This is a genomic window from Vibrio sp. R15-SG3-ISO1A, from assembly GCF_059833955.1.
Genome location: NZ_JCBDGH010000009.1, coordinates 1 through 18,789, shown reverse-complemented (window position 1 = coordinate 18,789; position 18,789 = coordinate 1). Strand labels below are relative to the sequence as shown.

Here is an 18,789-nt window from a genome sequence, read left to right as displayed (position 1 = left end):
TACAGCGCACCGCTACTGCGCATTTTTGTTGTGTGGAGTGTAATTTGTCTTGTGATGCCGTTTAACCTCAATGTAGTGATGGAACAAGGGTACTTGGCCGATCGCATGGGCTACTGGCAGTTTTTACTCTCTACACCGCTTAATACCTTGCTTGAAGGCGGACTGGTGCACTTGTGGTTTATCCCGGCGTTAGTATTAGCGGCGGCGATTGCGGCAGGGTTGGCGCATATTTCCCAATCTCAGTGGTTGATTCCGTTGGCGTTGCTACTGTATGTCTACGGCGTTTTGGCAGGCAGCTATCAAGGGGTAACGGATCTGTGGTCGCCGTTTTTCACCCGTAACGGACCATTTTTCTCAACGCTCCTGTTCGCATTGGGCATCGTGATTCGCCGTCAACAATGGCGCGTGAGCAGTGCACAGGCACTGACGATGGCGGCGCTGGGGATGTTGGTTCATTTCGCTGAAGCGTACGGATTGTCGTTTTATGACCAGCCTTTCAACACCAATGATTTTCTGTTTGGGACGGCGCTGTGGGGAACGGGCTGTTTTCTCTGGCTATTGACCAAGCCTTCGCTCTGCCAAGGTCATTGGCTGACGGGGCTCGCCCGCTACGTGTTACCGGTTTACGTCGCGCATTTACCGATGATGATAGTGATGTTCAACCTCGCCGGGGCGTTGGAATTAGAGGGGTTGATGCGAGATGCCAGTATCTTTGTTGGTACACTCACGTTGACGTATCTACTGGTGAAAGCCATGGATGGCACCAAACTCAATACTTGGTTGTTCCGTTGATACTCAAGCGCCGCAGATACGCGGCGCTCTTGTTATCTATCCAAGCAGTTTCGAGTACGGCAGCGCGATGAGGTTTAACACCATCAGCGCGGCCATGACGAAGAAGGTCAATTTCATTCCAGTGATACGGTGCTTTAGCGTATCGGATAAAATCGCTTTCGCGTGCAGCACTCGCCCAATCACAAATGCAATCCCCGCCAAATGAATAAAGCCGACATGCACACCGTTGTATTCCGCCAAGGCCATTAAAATCAAAGTGATAGGAATATAGTCGACCGCATTGCCGTGTGCGCTGCGAGCTAAGACCAGCGCTTCGACGCCGCCGTCCGCGTATTTTATGAGCTCTGCACGTCGTTGTTTGATCACTTGCCACGCAAGCGAAATCAATAATCCGGCCAATATCACCGCGTATAGCGCCGTTACCATAGTGTGTCTCCTTGATTGATGTCATCTCTAACATAATGGGGAACGATGGATTATGCCAGCCGAAACAAAAGGCAGCGCCCAATGAACGCTGCCTTTTTCACATCACCGACCCAGGGTGGCTGTCACGTTAGTATGCACGTTAAGTGCACATGACGATGACATGCGTGTGCGATGCTTGCTTATACCACCTGACACTGAGTCCAGTCATAACGCAGTTCATGCCACTGCCCATCACGTTGGTAACGCACGACCACTTGCTCCGCTTGCCACTCAACATTAAGCCCTTGGTAGCGCCCGTCTAAAGATAAATCGTGCAGAACCGCGACCTGACAGAATGCCGCTTGGCTTCTGAGCAGACTGTAGGCCAAATCACTGGTGGCTGGGTTGTCTGGGGCGTAGCCCATGAGCAAGCCTAGCGGCGTGTCGCTGGCGATGAATTGAGTGAATGTCGGCTGACTTTCAATCTCATAACGTAGCGTTAAGCCGCTTTGTTCTGCCAGCCACTGGGTGTCTGTCATGCGGGCTAATGGGCCTTCAAGTGGATTGTCGATGACCTCACCACGTTGCGCCAACTGGTGCTGACCGCGCACGTGATAGGTCAAGTCTAGCTGCTGTTGGTGCGGGTTATCGATGCGGTTAAGCTCGATCGCTGCATCGCCTAGCCAGAGTAAGGTACGACGAAAACGCACATCTTGGTACGCTTTGCTGTCCCAATGCTCCAGCGTGTGGCTATCGACTTGCGCCGCTGGCTTAGACCAATCCACTTGCGTATCAATCACCGTCAGCGCATCGCTCTGCTGATAGGCCAGCAAGGTCGGGTTGATAGGAGACTGGTTTTTCTGGTTCACGACTAAGGTGTTGTGCGTCGCGCTGTTTTTGTAGTAGCCGTAGTGCAGCTCAGCGCCGTAACCTGTGGTGCCAAGATCTGGCAGAATCTCTTTGCCTGCGCGGGTTAAGATCATGCCAAGGCGGTCATAGTGATCGTGCTCACCGCCATAGGGCGCGTGTTTGAGCAGCAAGGCGTTGTCTTGCTTGTCATCATACACCAAGCTGATCCCGGCCTCTTTGGCGTGTACCGTGTGGCAGGCGAGCGGCGCAGCTTCCGGTAAGGTGTCTACGCCATAAAGCAGCGCATCAATGTTATCGCGCTCAATGTTTTGGTAGATGCTGCTGAGCATGCGTGCAAACGGCTCACATGGGGTTTGTCGGTAAGCAAACTCAAAAATGTGCGCATGGGTGAGCTGCTCTTGCCCTGCGATACAGTCATTGAGACGCGGGAACGCGCCGGTGTTCATCACCAAACTGAGCGGGAAAGTGAGCAACTTGAGGTAGTTCGGGTTTGAGGCAACCGAATATGGCGTGTTGCACGCGATCTTCTCAAAATTCATTAACGCTTGCAGCGCGTAGTAGTGGTAGTGAATCGAGCCTTCGAACCACATCCCCTCACCCAAGCAGCCATGATTGAGCTGATAGTGCAGGCCATAATCAGTATTGAGCGCGAAGTCGAGGTAACGCGGATCATCGAGAATCAGACCAATCACACCCACGGTGGCGTTGATTTTCATCTCATGGTTGTGCAGCTGCGGGGTACGGTATTCCATCAGGAACTCGGCACCCTCACGCAACAGGCGCGTCTCAATCACCGCTTGTTGCTCTGCGCTGAGCGCTTCGCGGATGAAGTCATAACCTCGCGCCATATCAATATGGCAGTTGGCTTCACACAGGGTTTGCGCGTTGGCTTTACCTGGCCCGTTGTACGGAATGCCGCCGTGAATTTCGTAATCTGGGTAATACTTAGCGTATTCAAGCAAAATCGCCGTGACTTTCTCAAGGTAGAGCGGCTCTTTGGTGATCTGCCACAGCAAGCCAAGGTCGTAACACGCTTTGGCGTTCAGGCCGTTCATCCAGCGCCACCATGCGCCATCATACGGTTCGCCGGTAAACTCTTTGCCGTCCACTGGGCAGCAGTGTGAGAGCGGCTTGTCGCGATCCCACATCAAACGCACACCGTGCTCTGGGCAGTAGTAGTAAAGGTTCCACGTTGCGCGGCCATCGCAAGGCACGAGGATCTCGTTCTCGAGCACAATCTGATTATTGGATTTGAGCGCGTCAATCACCTTAGGAGTAGCGCGCTCGCGGATGAGGTCCATGTCAGAGTGAGAAAATTGAATCATGAAGACGTCTCCATCTGAGTCGTTGAGAAGCCGAAATAGCGCTTGGCGTTGTAATAGCAAATGTTTTCAATCGTAGTTTTGAGCAGTGACTCATCGTAAGGAAGCTCACCCTCGCTGACCCACTTCGCCAACAGATCGCACAATACGCGGCGGAAATATTCGTGGCGGCTGAAAGAGAGCACATTGCGTGAGTCGGTCAACATACCGACAAATCGTCCTAATGCGCCGAGATTTTTCAGCGTCGTCAGCTGCGCCACCATGCCATCTTTGTGATCGTTGAACCACCACGCCGCACCGAACTGGATTTTACCTGCGGCGCGATCGCTGTCTTGAAAGGCGCCAGCCATGCAGCTCAGCACCGCGTTGTGGTTAGGGTTGAGATTGTAGAGCACGGTATTGGGCAGCTCGGCACTTTCATCAAGCGCACTGAGCAACTGCGCCAATGGCTGAGCAATCGACAGATCGTTGATGACGCTAAACCCGGTGCCACCACCCAGCGCCTGTTTGCGCCTTTGATTGACGTTGACCAACACGCCGATGTGCAGTTGCATGCTCCAGCCATAGTGGTGATAACGTCGGCCAAGCTCAATAAACAGACGAGTGCGCAGCGCCACTTGTTCAGACTCGCTCAGCGCTTGTCCACGGAGCAACGTCGAGAAGGCTGCTTTGGCCTCTTCTGGCGTGCATGGTGTATACGCCACCTGCGTTAAGCCGAGATCAGACAAGCGGCAGCCGAGCGCGTGGAAAGTCTCTATGCGCGCGTCAATGGCAGCAAGGTAGTCATCCCAGTGTTCGATTGGATTACCCGTCAGCGCCGCCAATTTCCCCGTCACCGTCTGCAGCGCAGCAGGGGTATCGAACGCCAGCAGCTCATCGGCGCGAAACGTCGGCAGCACTTGTACGGAAAAATCAGATTGCTTGAGCGCGGCGTGCGCGCTTAAATCGCTCAGCGGAGAGTCGGTAGTACAGAGCGTTTTAACCTTGAGCGAGGTGAGCACCTCGCGGGTGGTCAACGGCTGAGTCGCCAGTCGCTGTTGGCAATGTTGCCAAATCGCTTGCTCGTTGTCAGGGTTTATCAGCAAATCACACTCAAAAAAGCGCTTTAACTCAAGATGCGACCATTGGTAGAGCGGGTTACCGAGCAAGTACGGCACAGACTCGCACCACTTGGCAAATTTCTCAGCATCACTCGCCGCACCGGTAATAAAGTGCTCATCCACGCCGTTGCTGCGCATCGCACGCCACACATAGTGATCGCTGTGCAGCCAAGCTTCGGCCAAGTTTTGAATGGGGGTGTTGTCTAAGATGTCCTGCGCTTCCAAGTGATTATGATAATCAATAATGGGCATGGGCGCGGCGTAGTTGTGATAGAGGTGCTGAGCGAGTGTCGAGTTGAGGAGAAAATTGTCGTGAATATAGTGATTGTTCATTGAACCAGCCTTAAGTATTGAGCCTTAAGTTATGGCATCCCCCCAGCCGCGTGTGCGAATGGGGTGAAAGCAACGAAAAGGCCAACCGATCGGCGGCTGGCCTTGGATTCGTCAGTCAGAATCAGTTCTTGTACTCTTCTGGTAGGTCTGCGATGTAGATAGCAGGCACACCTTCAAAATCACTGGTGAACAGCACGCCATCGTCGTTTGGTGTGAACGATGGGTGTGGGTGAGTGATCTGACGATCACCGTCTAGCACGTCCCAAGAGGTACTGTGCTTAGCCAGTTTCGCAAAGCTCTTCTTCTTGGTGTTCATGATGTATAGGAACGGGTCGTTCTCGATGTTGTAGCTTTCTGCGTCTGCCACATCCACCGGCGCATCACAGCCGTCACCCACCATCAAAGAACCGTCGAAGTTACTCATTAGGTGAGAACATGGTGGCATCACCATCACTTCTTCATTCTCAAGCGTTTCTGGGTTCGCTTTGTAGATCACGCGATCCGTTTGACCTTTGAAGTAAGACACGTAAGCCATTGCGCTGCCATCTGGAATCCAGAATTCGTGCGTGCAAGATTCGCCTTCTTCATGCTCTTTGATCTTACGAACGTTTGAGCCATCTTCGTTAACCAACCACATACGTGCGTCAACCAGATCGTGTGGACCTTCGTGACAGAAGCCAACGGTTGAGTCGTCAAATGGACGGTAGATTGGGTGGCCTAGCCATGCGTTATCTTGGTGAACCACTTCCAACTCACCCGTTTCGATGTCCACTTTGATTAAGCGACACGTTGGGTTGGTGTGGTAAAACTCAGCGAATTTTTCCCAAGAAGTCAGTGGTTGCCAATCCGCTTTAAGGATCTCAATGCCCACCAACTTAGTGCACTCTGAGTTTGCTACCCAAGTGCCGTAGCCTTTCCACTCTTCATCAACGGTGTAAACGACAGTTTCGTTTAGTGTTTCGAGGTCAACCTTCATCAGGTTAAGTTCGTTTTTCACATAGAAGAAAGAGCGGTCGTCGTCAGAGATGAAACCGCCAAATGTGTTATCGCCCGCACCTTCTGTCAGCTGAGTCGCTTGCTGAGTTTTTAGATCCAATAGGTAGTAGTTGCGGTTGCCGTCAAAATCGCCAGCAAATAGGAGCTTTGTGCCATCCTTGGTGAAGCATTTCTGGTAGAAGTAGTTACGGTGACAGATCACATCAGTCGGTGTCAGACGCGTTACCTTCACTTGGGTATCGCTATCAACGAAGGTTTCAAAGCCCAGTTGAATCACATTACCTTTGGCCATTTTAAATTCTCCTAAATTCTTAATTGGTATAGCCACCTCCGAGGAGGTGGCTAATCATGATTTAAACGTGATTAGTTGGTTTGCTCAGTGAGCTTTTTTTCATCACCAACCTGAGCACTCTTCTTCAGTGCATAACCCACGGCGAATATAGCGGCCGCACAACAGGCGAACACGAAGCGTCCCCACAGTGGGTTTGGAATCAATACCATCAAGCTCAAGCCACCCGCCATGTAGATAACCAATGTACCTAGCTTGTTGCGCTGCATGCGGTCAACGATGTCTTGACCTTCAGACGCCACCACTTCAGTTTCCACATCGTTGAAGAACTTCTCAGTTTCCGCCAACTGCGTGTCTGTCTCTTCTTTGTAGAACAAGGTGGTTGCCCAGAAGAAGCCCGCGGTTAGGAATAGGTGCGCTGCGATAGTGATCATCGTACGCATCTCAGAGATTTCACGACCTGTTAGATCCGTCATGCCGAACCAGCCGCCAACCACTTGTGGTGTGAACACGTTGATCACAGACCAAGAGACCAAACCACCGAATACTACGGTTGCCCACGGTGCCCATTTTGGCGTTCTACGGATAATCATACCGAAGAATAGAGGAACAAGAATTGGACCTTGTAGCAAGGTAGACACTTGCATCATTAGGTCAAATAGGCTGAGTTCTTTTAGAGATGTGAAGAACTGCGCCATCATGATAACCATTAGGCCGTTCGCGACACACACTAGCTGACCCGCGCGTAATAGTTCTTTGTCAGACGCTTTACCTTTACGAACGATCGTTGCGTAGAAGCTGCGGACAAAGATACCTGAGTTACGGTTTAGTGCTGAGTCCATTGAAGACATGGTCGCAGCAAATAGACCCGCCATCAGTAGGCCAACAGTACCCACAGGCATGATTTCACGAGCAAAGACTAGGTAAACCGCATCGCTGGCTTTCGCGCCAAGTGCTGGGTACTGAGCCGCTGCATCGGGGAACACAATCGCAGTTACCCAAGGTGGGATGAACCAAATCACTGCACCTGCAAGCATCATTGCGCCTGCCATCAACGCCGCTTTGGTTGCGTTGTTTGAGTCTTTTGCGTTTAGGAAACGGTAAGAGTCTTGCATGTTGTTGATACTTTGCAGCTGTTTCACCACAAAGAACAGGAATACACAGATCGTCATCAGTGGGTAGTTCATGTCAGGACCAATGAAGAAGCCTGATGGGAACTCAGTAATGATCTCACCTGGGCCACCGATGTAAACCAGCGCCACGATAGCACACGCAATCGAGATGATCGCGATAACCAAGGTTTGAATGAAGTCTGATGCCACTACGCCCCAAGCACCACTCAATAGAGAGATGATCAGAACCGCAATACCGGTTGCCCAGATAGTGGTGATGATGTCAGCGTCAAATACCGCTGAAGCGAATACGCTCAGACCGTTTAGCCATACACCGCCGTTGATCACACTAAGAGGGATGATAACCCAAGTGAAAAACTGCTCGTTGGTGTTACCAAAGCGACGACGAATACCTTCCGTTGGGGTGTCGACACGCATTTGGCGGAAACGCTTAGCAAAGTAGAGGTAAGCCACGACGTACGCCATGATGTTACCGAAGAATACGCCCAGTACCGCAAAGCCATCGTTAAAGGCTTTACCGGCTGCGCCTGTGAACGTCCAAGCAGAGAACTGCGTCATAAACGCGGTTGCACCTACCATCCACCACAACATTTTACCGCCCCCGCGGAAGTAGTCACTGGTGCTGTTGCTCGCCATCTTTTTGAATAGCAAACTGATCGCCACCATTAGGCCGAAATAGCCCACGATGACAAGATAATCAAATTCCATAGTAGAACCTCGAAACACTGTTTTAATTTAAGTGTATTGTAGTTTTGTATTACGTTTAGTTCCGTGACCAAAATCGAAACATCGGTTCATAAACAAAATAATCGCGTCAAACATGATCTAGATCACTAGCTATCCGACGCTAATTAAGTTTTTATTTATCAATAACGGTTAAAACGTCATCACTTGATGTCAAAGGTAAGACAAAAGGGGCGGCGATGCCCCTTATTCAGTCAAAAATGTGGCTTATTGCATGAGTTTTTTCAGCTCAAGCGCTTCAGCCATGCCTGGTACCGCTTGCTGAGTATCCACCACGCTTAGGCGACGCATCTCAGCCAGTGTTGCCATATCGACCGCTTCACCCGCTGCGTTTTTCGTTACGCCCTCTTGGATGAACAGGTTGTCAGCAGAGAAGTCACTGTTAACCACATCGTCATAGCGGCTTTCAGTTTGGAAACGGTAAGATACGTTGCCAGTAAACTCGCCTTGCTTGATGCTGTCTGAGTATGGGCTCTTACGGAACAAGTAGTTGAAGCGCTTGTTATCAATCGCTAGGTTGTTGCTCAGCGTGATCGCACCTGGGTTAAAGTTGTCCGTAAAGCCGTCCATGTTGTTGTTGAACGACAAGCTGTTCTTCACGACGTGTGGAACAGGGATACCTTCACCACCCAACTTGAAGCCGTTACCGATGGTGCCGCCTTTGTTTGGCACATCAAGGGTACGACCATTGTTGAACGCGATAGAATCGATAATGGTCACGGCACCATTCGGGCCATCTTCAACCTTGTTGAACAAATCCCAACCGTCATCGATGTTGTGGTGAGAGATACAACGAATGAAGGTGTTGCCATCACCGATACGCATTTTCGCTGCAAAGCCGTCCGCGTTGATTTGTGATGGGTCCATGTTGTTGTAACTTTCACTGTCGATCACTGTGTTGTAGCTCGCCCATAGCGCGCGACCAATGTTCTCTGGTGAGGTGATTTGGAAACCGGTGTCTGGCGCGCTGTGCGTCACGACTTTCTCAAACGTGTTGTGGCTGCCGTGAACAATCAAACGCGCACCCGCCACTTCAATCCCTTCTACGTGCCAGTGGCTCGCGTCATGGTTGAAATCACCCACAAAGCGAACTTTGCCTTCTGGCGCAGTGAGGTACTTCATTTTCTCAGCGGTACCGCTGACCGTGATTGGCAGAGTGATCTCTTGGTAGTCACCCGGTAGCAGCGTAATGGTGCCACCTGCTGGAAGCAGCTCAACTGCGCTCGCCAGACCCAATGGTGACGCTTGAGTGCCCTTGCCGTTCGCTTTGCCGTTTGGCGCAACAACAATCTGCTCTGCGTTAGTGAGCGCTTGCTTAGCGACTGTGAAGGTTTCAGTCATTGCTTCTAGCGTTGGGCCTTCGATTGGCGTGTACGTCAACGTGAATTCAGTGTTCGCCGCAGCCAGTTTTACCGTGTGGTTGAACAGCTGACCCGCTTCGACTTGCGCAGAGGCAATCACTTTGCCCGCTTGCGCTAGCTCAAATTGGCCAGTGTAGTTCGCACGCGCTTGCACTGGGTAAACGTCGCTGGCTGTACGTGGTGAAGACGCCACTTCTAGGCGCGTCGCCACTTGCTTGGCTTGGTAGGCTGGCGCATCAATGGTTTGCGCAGGAGAAAGTGCGAGCTCAACGTTGCTAACGTGAATCTTCGCATTACGTGAAGCAAAGAAACCGACAAATTGGCTCTCGCCATTTTGCATTTCAACAATGTTCGCATTGGCACCTTTCACGTCATACTCTTCTGAGATATGACCGTTTTGGTAGCCCACTTTGAAGCCTTCGTTGGTACGAGTCAGGCTCATGCGGTACGCATCTTTGCTCACGTAAGGCACGCCTTCCACGTAATCCACGCGGCTCAGGCGGTTACCTGCAGTGCCCCAAGGTTGGTAAACACCTTCACGGAAAGACGCGTTGATGTTGGTCATACCATCGTTGGTGCGCGTGTGTGAGCGCATGAGGTTCATCACCATATTTGACGCCGAAGGGAACTCTTCGTGGCCCTCTGGTTGTGGCATCAGACGCTCTGCGCCTACGATGTCACGAACCATGATGCCTGCGCCTTCCTGGCGGTTAGGTGTTGCGCCCGTCTCTGGGCCTAATTGTTCAAGTTCGATGTCAGCAGTCAGGGTGAAATTGTAATCGGTTGGAATTTCCGTGTAGTAGAAAGTGATCCCTTCATGCGAGTTCGCCAGTTTGCCGCCACGGCTTTCCACCGTAAATTGGTCAGCTACTGGGCCCGGTTGAACTAACTCGCCGTTAACTGTTACTTGGTTGACGCCGACCTTCTCAGGCAGGATAGTCGAACCAAAGTTCAAGTCTGTCGACTGACCAAAGGTCGCCGCTTTCCAAACCAGTTGGTCAGCAGTCAGTTCACTCGCAATCGCTTGTGGTGCCAACGCCATGGCAACGCACAGGGCAAGAGTCTGTTTTCTCATTTCATTCACCAATATTGAAACATTGTTTTGATTTAGGGTTTCTGGCGCACACTTTACTCGTTCTAGAGAGGGGTGAGAAGCAAAAAACCAATAAAATGTGATCTTAGAAACGGCGTTTCATTTTTATATAAACACCACTTATCAGTGGCCAAAAGACATAAAAAAAGCACCCATTCATCTGGGTGCTTATTTAGCTAGATTCGCTGGGAATGCTCGAGCTCAAAGGCTCTCCTCTTCCCTTAGCAATCTGTGATTAGTCGATTAGAGACTTCACGTATTCTGCGATTTCTGGCACTTGGCAGTTAGAGAAGAAACACTCTTGGAACTGCGCGCTGCCTACTGCTTGCTTAACAAGATCTTGGTCAATCGCACGTAGAGACTCAACTACGTCTTTACATACTGCTGCTTTCACGTTGTTTAGGATAGCCGCGTTTGCTTGCTGAGGTGCAGCACGCTCGATTGGGTAACCTTCGCCACGCGCGCCAGTGAACGCTTTTTCGAAGATGTAACGAACGTTCAGTTCACCAGCCCAACCAAAGCCTTTTGCGAACGCTAGAGAAATCGCGTTGCCGTTGTTGATTTGGTTGAATAGGAACGCGTCAGATGGCTCTAGGCAGTAACCACAAACAACACCTGGGTGTAGGTTGCTTGCCATTAGTGCGCCTTGACCTGTACCACAACCCGTTACGATGAAATCCACTGCTTTAGAGTTCAGTAGGATGCTCGCTTGGATACCTAGGTGGATGTACGTTAGGTGATGATCGTTTTCGTCAGTCATACCTACGTTGAATACTTCGTGACCTAGACCACCAGCAACCGTGTTTAGCTCAGCAGCAACCATAGCGTTTTTAGGTGCTTGGCTGTTTTCCATAGTTAGTGCAATTTTCATTGGATTCTCCTGCGGCGAACCGCGTAACTAATTTTAAAACTTATACGAAATCTTTGCGCATTGGCGTGAAGTTATCAATCAACACTCCCGCTTCTAGACACACACAACCGTGCTCAATGTTTGGCTCTTTGTACATGGTGTCGCCCGCTTCAACGATTTTCTTCTCATCGCCGATAGTGAATTCGAACTTCCCAGACAGTACGTAAGTCAACTGCTCATGTGGGTGGTTGTGCATTGAACCAACAGCACCTTTTTCAAAGTGCACTTCAACGGCCATCATGTTGTCACTGTGCGCAAGCACTTTACGTGAGATACCGTCACCTAGGTCTTCTAGTTGGATGTCTTTGTTGTATACGAACATGGGTCTTCTTTCTCTTCGTTATCGACAAGCTTCACTTTCTTTTGCTCTCTGAGCAATTTTGCTGTGGTCATTAAGTTAACGCTTATTAGCGTCATCTCCAGCAGCGTTCCACCCATCGATCCTATGATGAAATTATTGGTCAGCCAGCATAACGCCCCGACCAAAAAACCGATTCTCATCGCCACGCCCTTGAGGACAAACACCGAGAATGTCCCGATGACAGTGCCCAAAATTGGCCAGATGTCCTGTGGCGATTCCATAATATAGAAACCACTGGCCATACTGATGGCGATGAAGATTGCTGCGACTCTTTTCGATGAAACGTAAATCGCGGTAGCCGTTCGAAGCGCTGAAAGCACTGAACTGACCACCGATACTAAAGAGCCAAGCAAGAAAAAATGCAGTAGATGGTTTAAATGAAAAACCAACATCAAAATCTTCAGCTTCTTATCGTCTTTCTGATAAAAGGTACACACCCCTAAGAAAAAGCTTAAGAATCCAAGAATTTGTGCAATCGTGTTTTGTTCCACGCGATCTACTCATTTTTCAGCGCCTAACCAAGGTTAGGCGCTAGATTGCTAATTAGCGAGCTAACCAACCACCGTCTACAGCAACAGTGTAACCGTTGATGTAAGAAGCAGCGTCAGACGCTAGGAATACACATGGGCCAGCAACGTCCTCTGGCGTGCCCCAACGATCAGCAGGGATACGCTCTAGGATAGCGGCGTTGCGATCTTCATCTGCGCGTAGTGCTGCTGTGTTGTTTGTCGCCATGTAACCCGGTGCGATTGCGTTCACGTTGATGTTGTGACGAGCCCATTCGTTTGCCATTGCGCGAGTGATACCCATAACCGCACTCTTAGATGCAGTGTAAGAAGGCACACGGATACCGCCTTGGAAAGAAAGCATAGAAGCGATGTTGATGATCTTACCGCCAGTGCCTTGAGCAATAAACTGACGCGCCACTGCTTGAGACATGAAGTAAACCGTTTTCGAGTTGATGTTCATCACGTCATCCCAGTTTTGCTCTGAGAAGTCGATCGCATCTTCACGACGGATGATACCTGCGTTGTTTACTAGGATATCCACTTTACCGAATTCAGTCACAGCACTGTCGATGATGCTTGGGATATCGTCTTGTTTTAGTAGGTTAGCGCGAACATCTAGGAACGTGTAACCTGCTGCATTCATTTTTTCGATGGTTTCAGTTGGTTCAACGTAGTTAACACCAACAACTTTACAACCTGCTGCTGCAAGACCTAGTGCCATACCTTGACCAAGGCCAGTGTCACAACCCGTTACGATAGCAACCTTACCTTCTAGGTTAAATGAATTAAGAATCATGTTTATTCCTCAAAAGCTGTCAAATTAACGTTCATTACGATGGCTCGCCATCCTGTGACGCTAATATAGCAATTTTTAAAACTGCATTTCAATTATTTTTAAAACAGACTTTCAAAAAGCATGACCTAGATCGTCTTTTTGTATGACAAATAGCTGCGCGGTTTCAAAATTTTAAAAACGTTTTTTGAAATAATCTGGCGACTCATCGTCTCATAGGTATAATCACCCCTAGACAACTATAACTAGGGTAAAGAGATGGAAAAGAACACCCAACCTGAAGCCGTATCCTCGGTTCTCAAGGTATTTAACATTCTTCAAGCATTGGGCGAGCAAAAGGAAATTGGTGTTTCAGAGCTGTCACAGCGTCTGATGATGTCGAAAGCGACAACGTACCGATTCCTGCAAACCATGAAAACGTTAGGCTATGTGGCACAAGAAGGTGAAGCAGATAAATACTCCCTCACCCTGAAGATGTTTGAGCTCGGCGCGAAATCACTCGAATACGTCGATCTGATTGAACTGGCCGATAAAGAGATGAAGTACATCTCGCAGCAAACCAATGAAGCGCTGCACTTAGGTGCCCTTGACGAAGACGGCATCATCTATATTCACAAAATCGACTCCAACTACAACCTACGCATGCAATCACGCGTCGGTCGTCGTAACCCTCTCTACAGTACTGCGATTGGTAAGGTATTGCTGGCGGAGCGTGATGAGAGCTTCGTACGCGATCTTCTGGCGGATGTGGAGTTTGTTAAACACACAGAACGCACACACGAAAACGTTGATCAGCTCTTATCTGAGCTTAAAAAAGTGCGTGAGCTGCATTTTGGTCAAGATAACGAAGAGCAAGAGCCAGGTCTGCGCTGTATCGCTGCGCCAATCTACGACCGTTTCGGCACGGTCATCGCTGGCGTTTCGATTTCGTTCCCGACCATTCGTTTTGATGAAAAGCGCATGTCTTACTACATTGAGCTGCTACACAATGCCGGCCGCAATATTTCTGAGAAGTTGGGTTTTAACGGCTACCCTGTGAAATAGTCCCCGCTATAGATAACGAACAACGCCCACTCGATTTACACATCCTGTGGGCGTTTTTGATCGCAGCGTTCGTCACTGCAACACTCGGCACGCAAAAAGCGGATCACCTGATCCAAACATTCATACTCCGCAACGCAATACAAAGTGCGCCCTTCTCGGCGTTGGCTGAGCAATCCCGCCGATACCAAGCTAGAGATGTGATGAGACAAAGTAGAGCCCGGTACAGACAACCGCTCCTGAATTGCGCCCACCGCCACCCCTTGATAACCCGCCTTAACGATGGTTTTGTATATCGCCAATCGAGTTGGATGGCCCAATTCTTTTAGCGCTTTGGCAACCGATTCCAGTTCCATAATTCACTCCACAGAAAAACATTTCCATTATTGTGGAACTATTGCGTATTTGCAATCGCAAAAAAGGCAGCGAACGCTGCCTTATGACTGAAATAGAGACTAGCACTACAGTGCTCGACTGCGGGTCGGTAAGAAGACCTCACCCAGCATGCAGCGTACGCTGCCGCCACCGATGGATTCGATGGTCGAAACATCAAACGCCAGCACCTTACCGTGGCTAGAGAGTTGCGCCAGTTGCGCGGGCTCAAACTCCTGATAGGCCGATTGCGACATGGCGATCACCTTGTCGCCATTGACGGTTTCAAGCTGAAGAAGGTTGCCACAAAACTGGTTCATCTGTTCCAAGCTGATTGAAATCACCTGTTTGTCTTTTGCCAAGGATTTCAAAACAAAACGGCGCTCGAACTCAGGGATCACTTCATCACAGATGACGCAAAAGCCCTCACCAATCGCCATCATCACATTGGTGTGATAGATAGGGTTGCCTGACGGCAACGCGGTTTGAAATGACACCACTTTAGGGTAACCAATACGCTCCGCGTAATCCTCCAACACTTCACGATCACAGCGCTGCGACAACGCCGCATAAATGGTGCGATTGATGTGATCCATCACCATAACACCCGTGCTTTCAAGGTGCGCGCCATGCTCAAGGTAGCTCACTAAGCTATCTTGTTGAGTCACGCTTCTTCCCGCAGCTTGCAGCGCCTCGACCAGCGCTTTGGGTCTTACTTCCTGTTGGCGATTTTGGCAAGCCATTGGGAAGGTATAGAGCGTGCCCTCAGCTGTGGTGCTGAACCAGTTATTGGGAAAGACCGCATCTGGCGTCTCAATCTCCGAGGTGGGGTAGTCAAACTCAATCACCTGAACGCCCGCAGCACGAAGCTTCGCCACCATAGCGTTAAACTCCGCCATCGCCTTGCGGCGAATCGCGCTCGTTTCAGCCCCGATGACATGCTGAAATTCATTGTCTTTGGCGGTTTGCGCGTTAAAAGCAAACTCTTTTGGTGGCACCATCACAACGCAGTTCGCGTTCTGTGCCCGTAACATGTCGTTATTCGCTAAGGAATTCACTACAGATTGCTGTTCCAACATGATGACCAACTCGCATTTTTTCACTTGATGAAGCCAATTGTAGACATAATGTTAAACAAAAAATCACTGAAATCACGCAGCGAAATGAGTATAAATCAGTAATATTTGCTGATTATAATTTTCAATGCAGCAAATATTACCGCCACCAGCGCCACTCAGAGTTTCATCATGAATAATATGCACAAATAAGAATATCGCACTGGTTACATTCTGATTACTAACGCGTTACCATTGCGTATCCTTTCATATTGAGCCATTTTTGCCTTTAGGAAACACGCATGTTTAACAAGTTTGAGCAGTGGACACACCCTTTTCCACGTCAAGAGCCCGACCAGCCGCCAATGGGCATTTGGGCCTTTTGCCGCCACTACACCCGAGGCTTTGAAAAGCCACTGCTGCTCATGTCAATTCTGTCAATGATCGTCGCGGTGGTAGAGGTGTCGCTGTTTGGTGCAATGGGCAATCTCGTCGACTGGTTGACGCATAGCGACCCTGCGACATTCTGGCAAGAGAACCAAACGCAGTTGCTGTTTTATGCGGCGCTGCTTCTCATCATCATGCCGTTGCTGATCTTGGCGCACTCTTTGGTCATCCACCAGTCACTGCTGGGTAACTACCCTATGGCTATCCGCTGGCTAGCTCATCGCTATTTACTCAAACAAAGCCTGACCTTCTATCAAGATGACTTTGCCGGCCGAGTGGCAACCAAAGTCATGCAAACGTCCCTTGCGGTGCGCGAAACCGTGATGAAAACCATGAACGTGTTTGTTTATGTCGCGGTCTATTTTACCTCCATCGTCGTGCTCCTCGCTCAGGCAGACTGGCGCTTGATGATCCCGATGCTGATTTGGTTATGCTGCTACGTGGGGATTCAGCTCTACTTTGTGCCAAAGCTTAAAGACATCGCGTCACACCAAGCCGATGCGCGTTCCACCATGACAGGACGCATCGTCGACAGTTACACCAATATCGCCACCGTCAAATTGTTCTCCCACAGTCAGCGGGAAACCGACTACGCCGAAACTGGGATGCGTGGCTTTTTGGATACCGTCTATCACCAGATGCGCTTGGTCACAGGGTTCAATGTTGCAGTGGAAATCACCAACTATGTGTTGGTCTTTACGATCAGTGCGCTCTCAATCGTACTGTGGATGAACGATGCCGTCAGTGTCGGGGCGATCGCCATCGCCATTGCCCTCGCACTGCGCATCAACGGTATGTCAATGTGGATCATGTGGGAAGTGGGCGCGCTGTTTGAAAACATGGGCACCGTGGTAGATGGGATGAAAACCCTCTCAAAACCGGTGGATATCCAAGATGCGCCCAACGCCAAAGCGCTCAATGTCACTGATGGCGAAATCAAGTTTGATAACGTGAGCTTTCACTATGGTGATAAAACTAAAGGGGTGCTCTCTCACCTTAATCTAACCATCAAACCGGGTGAAAAAGTGGGTCTAGTGGGCCGCTCTGGCGCAGGAAAGTCCACCCTAGTAAACCTTCTACTACGTTTTCATGATGTCGAAAGCGGGCAAATCACCATTGATGGCCAAGCGATCAATGCGGTAACCCAAGACTCGCTGCGCAGTAACATCGGTATGGTGACGCAAGACACCTCCCTGCTGCATCGCTCTATTCGTGACAACATCGTTTACGGCAACCCTGAGGCTAGCGAGGAAGCGCTGTTACGTGCCACTCAACAGGCGCACGCGCATGAGTTTATTGAAACCCTGAGTGACCCTTTTGGTAATACGGGTTACGACGCGCAAGTCGGTGAGCGAGGGGTGAAACTGTCTGGCGGGCAACGTCAGCGTATCGCTATTTCTCGTGTGCTGCTAAAAGACGCGCCATTGTTGATTTTAGATGAAGCTACCTCGGCGCTCGATTCGGAAGTCGAAGCGGCGATTCAAGAGAGTTTGAATGAGCTGATGGAAGGAAAAACCGTCATCGCTATTGCGCACCGACTCTCAACTATCGCTGCGATGGATCGCCTTATCGTCCTTGACCAAGGTCAAGTCGTCGAGCAAGGCACCCACCAAGAGTTGATCAGTGCCGGAGGGATATACTCGCAGTTGTGGGCACATCAAACCGGCGGGTTTATTGGCGATAATGACACGCTTGATGCGGCCTCATCGCAATCACTCGCTCATTGATTCTCTTTGCGACTTATTCCCTAGCGTACCTTATCTTTTACGGGATGTGTCTTTAACGAGATTTCGATTGCTTATCTTGATACATGCGCTTGTCGGCCAGTTCGACAAGCTCTTGTATCGACAGTTTAGCGTTAGAACTGGCAGAGGTAATGCCCACGCTAAACTCTATTGCATAGGCATGACCGCTGCGTTGATTGTGAGCCTCTATCGCCTGCTTAAACCGCTCTATCACCACACCCGCAACCGGCTCTGACGCGCCAGACATCAACACAACAAACTCATCACCGCCAATACGAGCAAACACATCGGACTCACGAAAGGAGTCTCGCATCGTCGCAGCAAACGCTTTGAGTAGCGCATCCCCAGCACTGTGACCGTGGGTATCGTTGATGTGCTTAAAGTTATCGAGATCAAAATAGGCCAAGGAGAGGGGTAACTGCGCCGCGCGGCAGTAATCGACCGACTTTGCGCCCAAGGCGAAAAATCCGCGCCGGTTTGAGATCAGCGTTAGAGGGTCTAAGGTCGCGGTTAAACTGTTCGACAGCTCCTGCTCGGCAATTTTGGCCAAATCCAGCAAGTCGTTGATCTCATCCGGTGAGAAGTGTCTCGGTTTGGTGTCGATAATGCACAGAGTGCCGAGCTTGGTACCGTCGTGATACACCAAAGGCACACCAGCATAAAAGCGAATATGGGGCGCACCGGAGACCAAAGGATTATCAGCGAATCGCTCATCTTGAGTGGCATCTTCAATCACGAACGGCGCATCACCCAAGATCGCGTGGCCACAAAAAGAGACATCACGCCCGGTTTCTTTCGCCTCCAAGCCAAAACAAGATTTGAACCATTGACGGTTCACATCCACCAAGCTGACCAAGGCCATTGGCACGTCAAACAACCGCTTCGCAAGGCGAGCCACGCGGTCAAAACGCTCCTCTGGTTCCGTGTCGAGAATCTGAAGCTGGTGAAGGCTTTGGATGCGTTGCTGCTCATCGGGTGGTAAATCAGGCGCTTTCATCTCTGGCTCGTGTCTTATTGATAAATGAGTAAGGTACCTTAAAGAATAGCACCGAAAGTTCGCCTTGCTTGCTCCGCGACAAACCCGTGGTTCCCCCAAGCAAAATACTAGCGCTTGACAT

General features: G+C 50.1%; 16 protein-coding genes. 3 read left to right on the top strand and 13 right to left on the bottom strand.

Annotation, left to right across the window (positions count from 1 at the left end):
- On the top strand, positions 1 to 792 hold a 792-nt coding region (locus tag AC6R0L_RS00580; RefSeq protein WP_500627920.1), incomplete at its 5' end, for an acyltransferase family protein.
- Positions 793 to 828: 36 nt separating this feature from the next.
- Here the strand turns inward: AC6R0L_RS00580 and AC6R0L_RS00575 are convergent.
- The 10 genes from AC6R0L_RS00575 to kduD form a co-directional block, all read right to left on the bottom strand.
- Positions 829 to 1,218, bottom strand: a complete 390-nt coding sequence (locus AC6R0L_RS00575; protein WP_500627919.1) for an MAPEG family protein — start codon at positions 1,216 to 1,218, stop codon at positions 829 to 831.
- Positions 1,219 to 1,397: 179 nt separating this feature from the next.
- A complete protein-coding gene (locus AC6R0L_RS00570; protein ID WP_500627918.1) occupies positions 1,398 to 3,392 on the bottom strand; it encodes a heparinase II/III domain-containing protein in 1,995 nt (664 codons plus the stop codon).
- Positions 3,389 to 4,822 (bottom strand): glucuronate isomerase, encoded by a 1,434-nt coding sequence (gene uxaC / locus AC6R0L_RS00565; protein ID WP_500627917.1) that lies wholly within the window; start codon positions 4,820 to 4,822, stop codon positions 3,389 to 3,391. Before uxaC ends, AC6R0L_RS00570 begins: the two co-directional genes overlap by 4 nt.
- 121 nt (positions 4,823 to 4,943) lie before the next feature.
- Positions 4,944 to 6,110: an oligogalacturonate lyase family protein gene (locus AC6R0L_RS00560; protein ID WP_334553086.1), complete on the bottom strand. Its 1,167-nt coding sequence runs from the start codon at positions 6,108 to 6,110 to the stop codon at positions 4,944 to 4,946.
- A 71-nt stretch (positions 6,111 to 6,181) separates the two neighbouring features.
- Positions 6,182 to 7,948 carry a sodium:solute symporter family transporter gene (locus tag AC6R0L_RS00555; protein ID WP_500627916.1) on the bottom strand — a complete coding sequence of 589 codons (1,767 nt, stop codon included), beginning with the start codon at positions 7,946 to 7,948 and terminating at the stop codon, positions 6,182 to 6,184.
- A gap of 243 nt (positions 7,949 to 8,191) precedes the next feature.
- A complete protein-coding gene (locus tag AC6R0L_RS00550; protein WP_500627915.1) occupies positions 8,192 to 10,420 on the bottom strand; it encodes a right-handed parallel beta-helix repeat-containing protein in 2,229 nt (742 codons plus the stop codon).
- A 253-nt stretch (positions 10,421 to 10,673) separates the two neighbouring features.
- On the bottom strand, positions 10,674 to 11,309 hold the full coding sequence (locus AC6R0L_RS00545) for an RpiB/LacA/LacB family sugar-phosphate isomerase (RefSeq protein ID WP_334553081.1): 636 nt from the start codon (positions 11,307 to 11,309) through the stop codon (positions 10,674 to 10,676).
- A 40-nt stretch (positions 11,310 to 11,349) separates the two neighbouring features.
- Entirely contained in the window at positions 11,350 to 11,670 is a 321-nt protein-coding gene (locus tag AC6R0L_RS00540) for a cupin domain-containing protein (RefSeq protein WP_487902490.1), read from the bottom strand.
- Positions 11,640 to 12,200 (bottom strand): YgjV family protein, encoded by a 561-nt coding sequence (locus AC6R0L_RS00535; RefSeq protein WP_500627914.1) that lies wholly within the window; start codon positions 12,198 to 12,200, stop codon positions 11,640 to 11,642. Before AC6R0L_RS00535 ends, AC6R0L_RS00540 begins: the two co-directional genes overlap by 31 nt.
- A 52-nt stretch (positions 12,201 to 12,252) precedes the next feature.
- Positions 12,253 to 13,014, bottom strand: coding sequence for a 2-dehydro-3-deoxy-D-gluconate 5-dehydrogenase KduD (gene kduD, locus AC6R0L_RS00530; protein ID WP_500627913.1), 762 nt, complete (start codon positions 13,012 to 13,014; stop codon positions 12,253 to 12,255).
- Between the two features lie 255 nt (positions 13,015 to 13,269).
- Here kduD and kdgR point away from each other — a divergent pair, with 255 nt between their 5' ends.
- Entirely contained in the window at positions 13,270 to 14,055 is a 786-nt protein-coding gene (gene kdgR / locus AC6R0L_RS00525) for a DNA-binding transcriptional regulator KdgR (RefSeq protein ID WP_500627912.1), read from the top strand.
- A gap of 35 nt (positions 14,056 to 14,090) precedes the next feature.
- Here the strand turns inward: kdgR and AC6R0L_RS00520 are convergent, their stop codons facing one another.
- Positions 14,091 to 14,408 carry an ArsR/SmtB family transcription factor gene (locus AC6R0L_RS00520; RefSeq protein ID WP_487902487.1) on the bottom strand — a complete coding sequence of 106 codons (318 nt, stop codon included), beginning with the start codon at positions 14,406 to 14,408 and terminating at the stop codon, positions 14,091 to 14,093.
- Positions 14,409 to 14,513: 105 nt separating this feature from the next.
- Positions 14,514 to 15,503, bottom strand: a complete 990-nt coding sequence (locus AC6R0L_RS00515; protein ID WP_500627911.1) for an arginine deiminase-related protein — start codon at positions 15,501 to 15,503, stop codon at positions 14,514 to 14,516.
- Positions 15,504 to 15,781: 278 nt separating this feature from the next.
- On the opposite strand from AC6R0L_RS00515, the gene AC6R0L_RS00510 reads away from it, so the two are divergent.
- Positions 15,782 to 17,653 (top strand): ABC transporter ATP-binding protein, encoded by a 1,872-nt coding sequence (locus AC6R0L_RS00510; RefSeq protein ID WP_500627910.1) that lies wholly within the window; start codon positions 15,782 to 15,784, stop codon positions 17,651 to 17,653.
- Between the two features lie 52 nt (positions 17,654 to 17,705).
- On the opposite strand, the gene AC6R0L_RS00505 is transcribed toward AC6R0L_RS00510, so the two are convergent.
- Positions 17,706 to 18,668 carry a GGDEF domain-containing protein gene (locus tag AC6R0L_RS00505; RefSeq protein ID WP_500627909.1) on the bottom strand — a complete coding sequence of 321 codons (963 nt, stop codon included), beginning with the start codon at positions 18,666 to 18,668 and terminating at the stop codon, positions 17,706 to 17,708.
- Between the last annotated feature and the right edge of the window lie 121 nt (positions 18,669 to 18,789).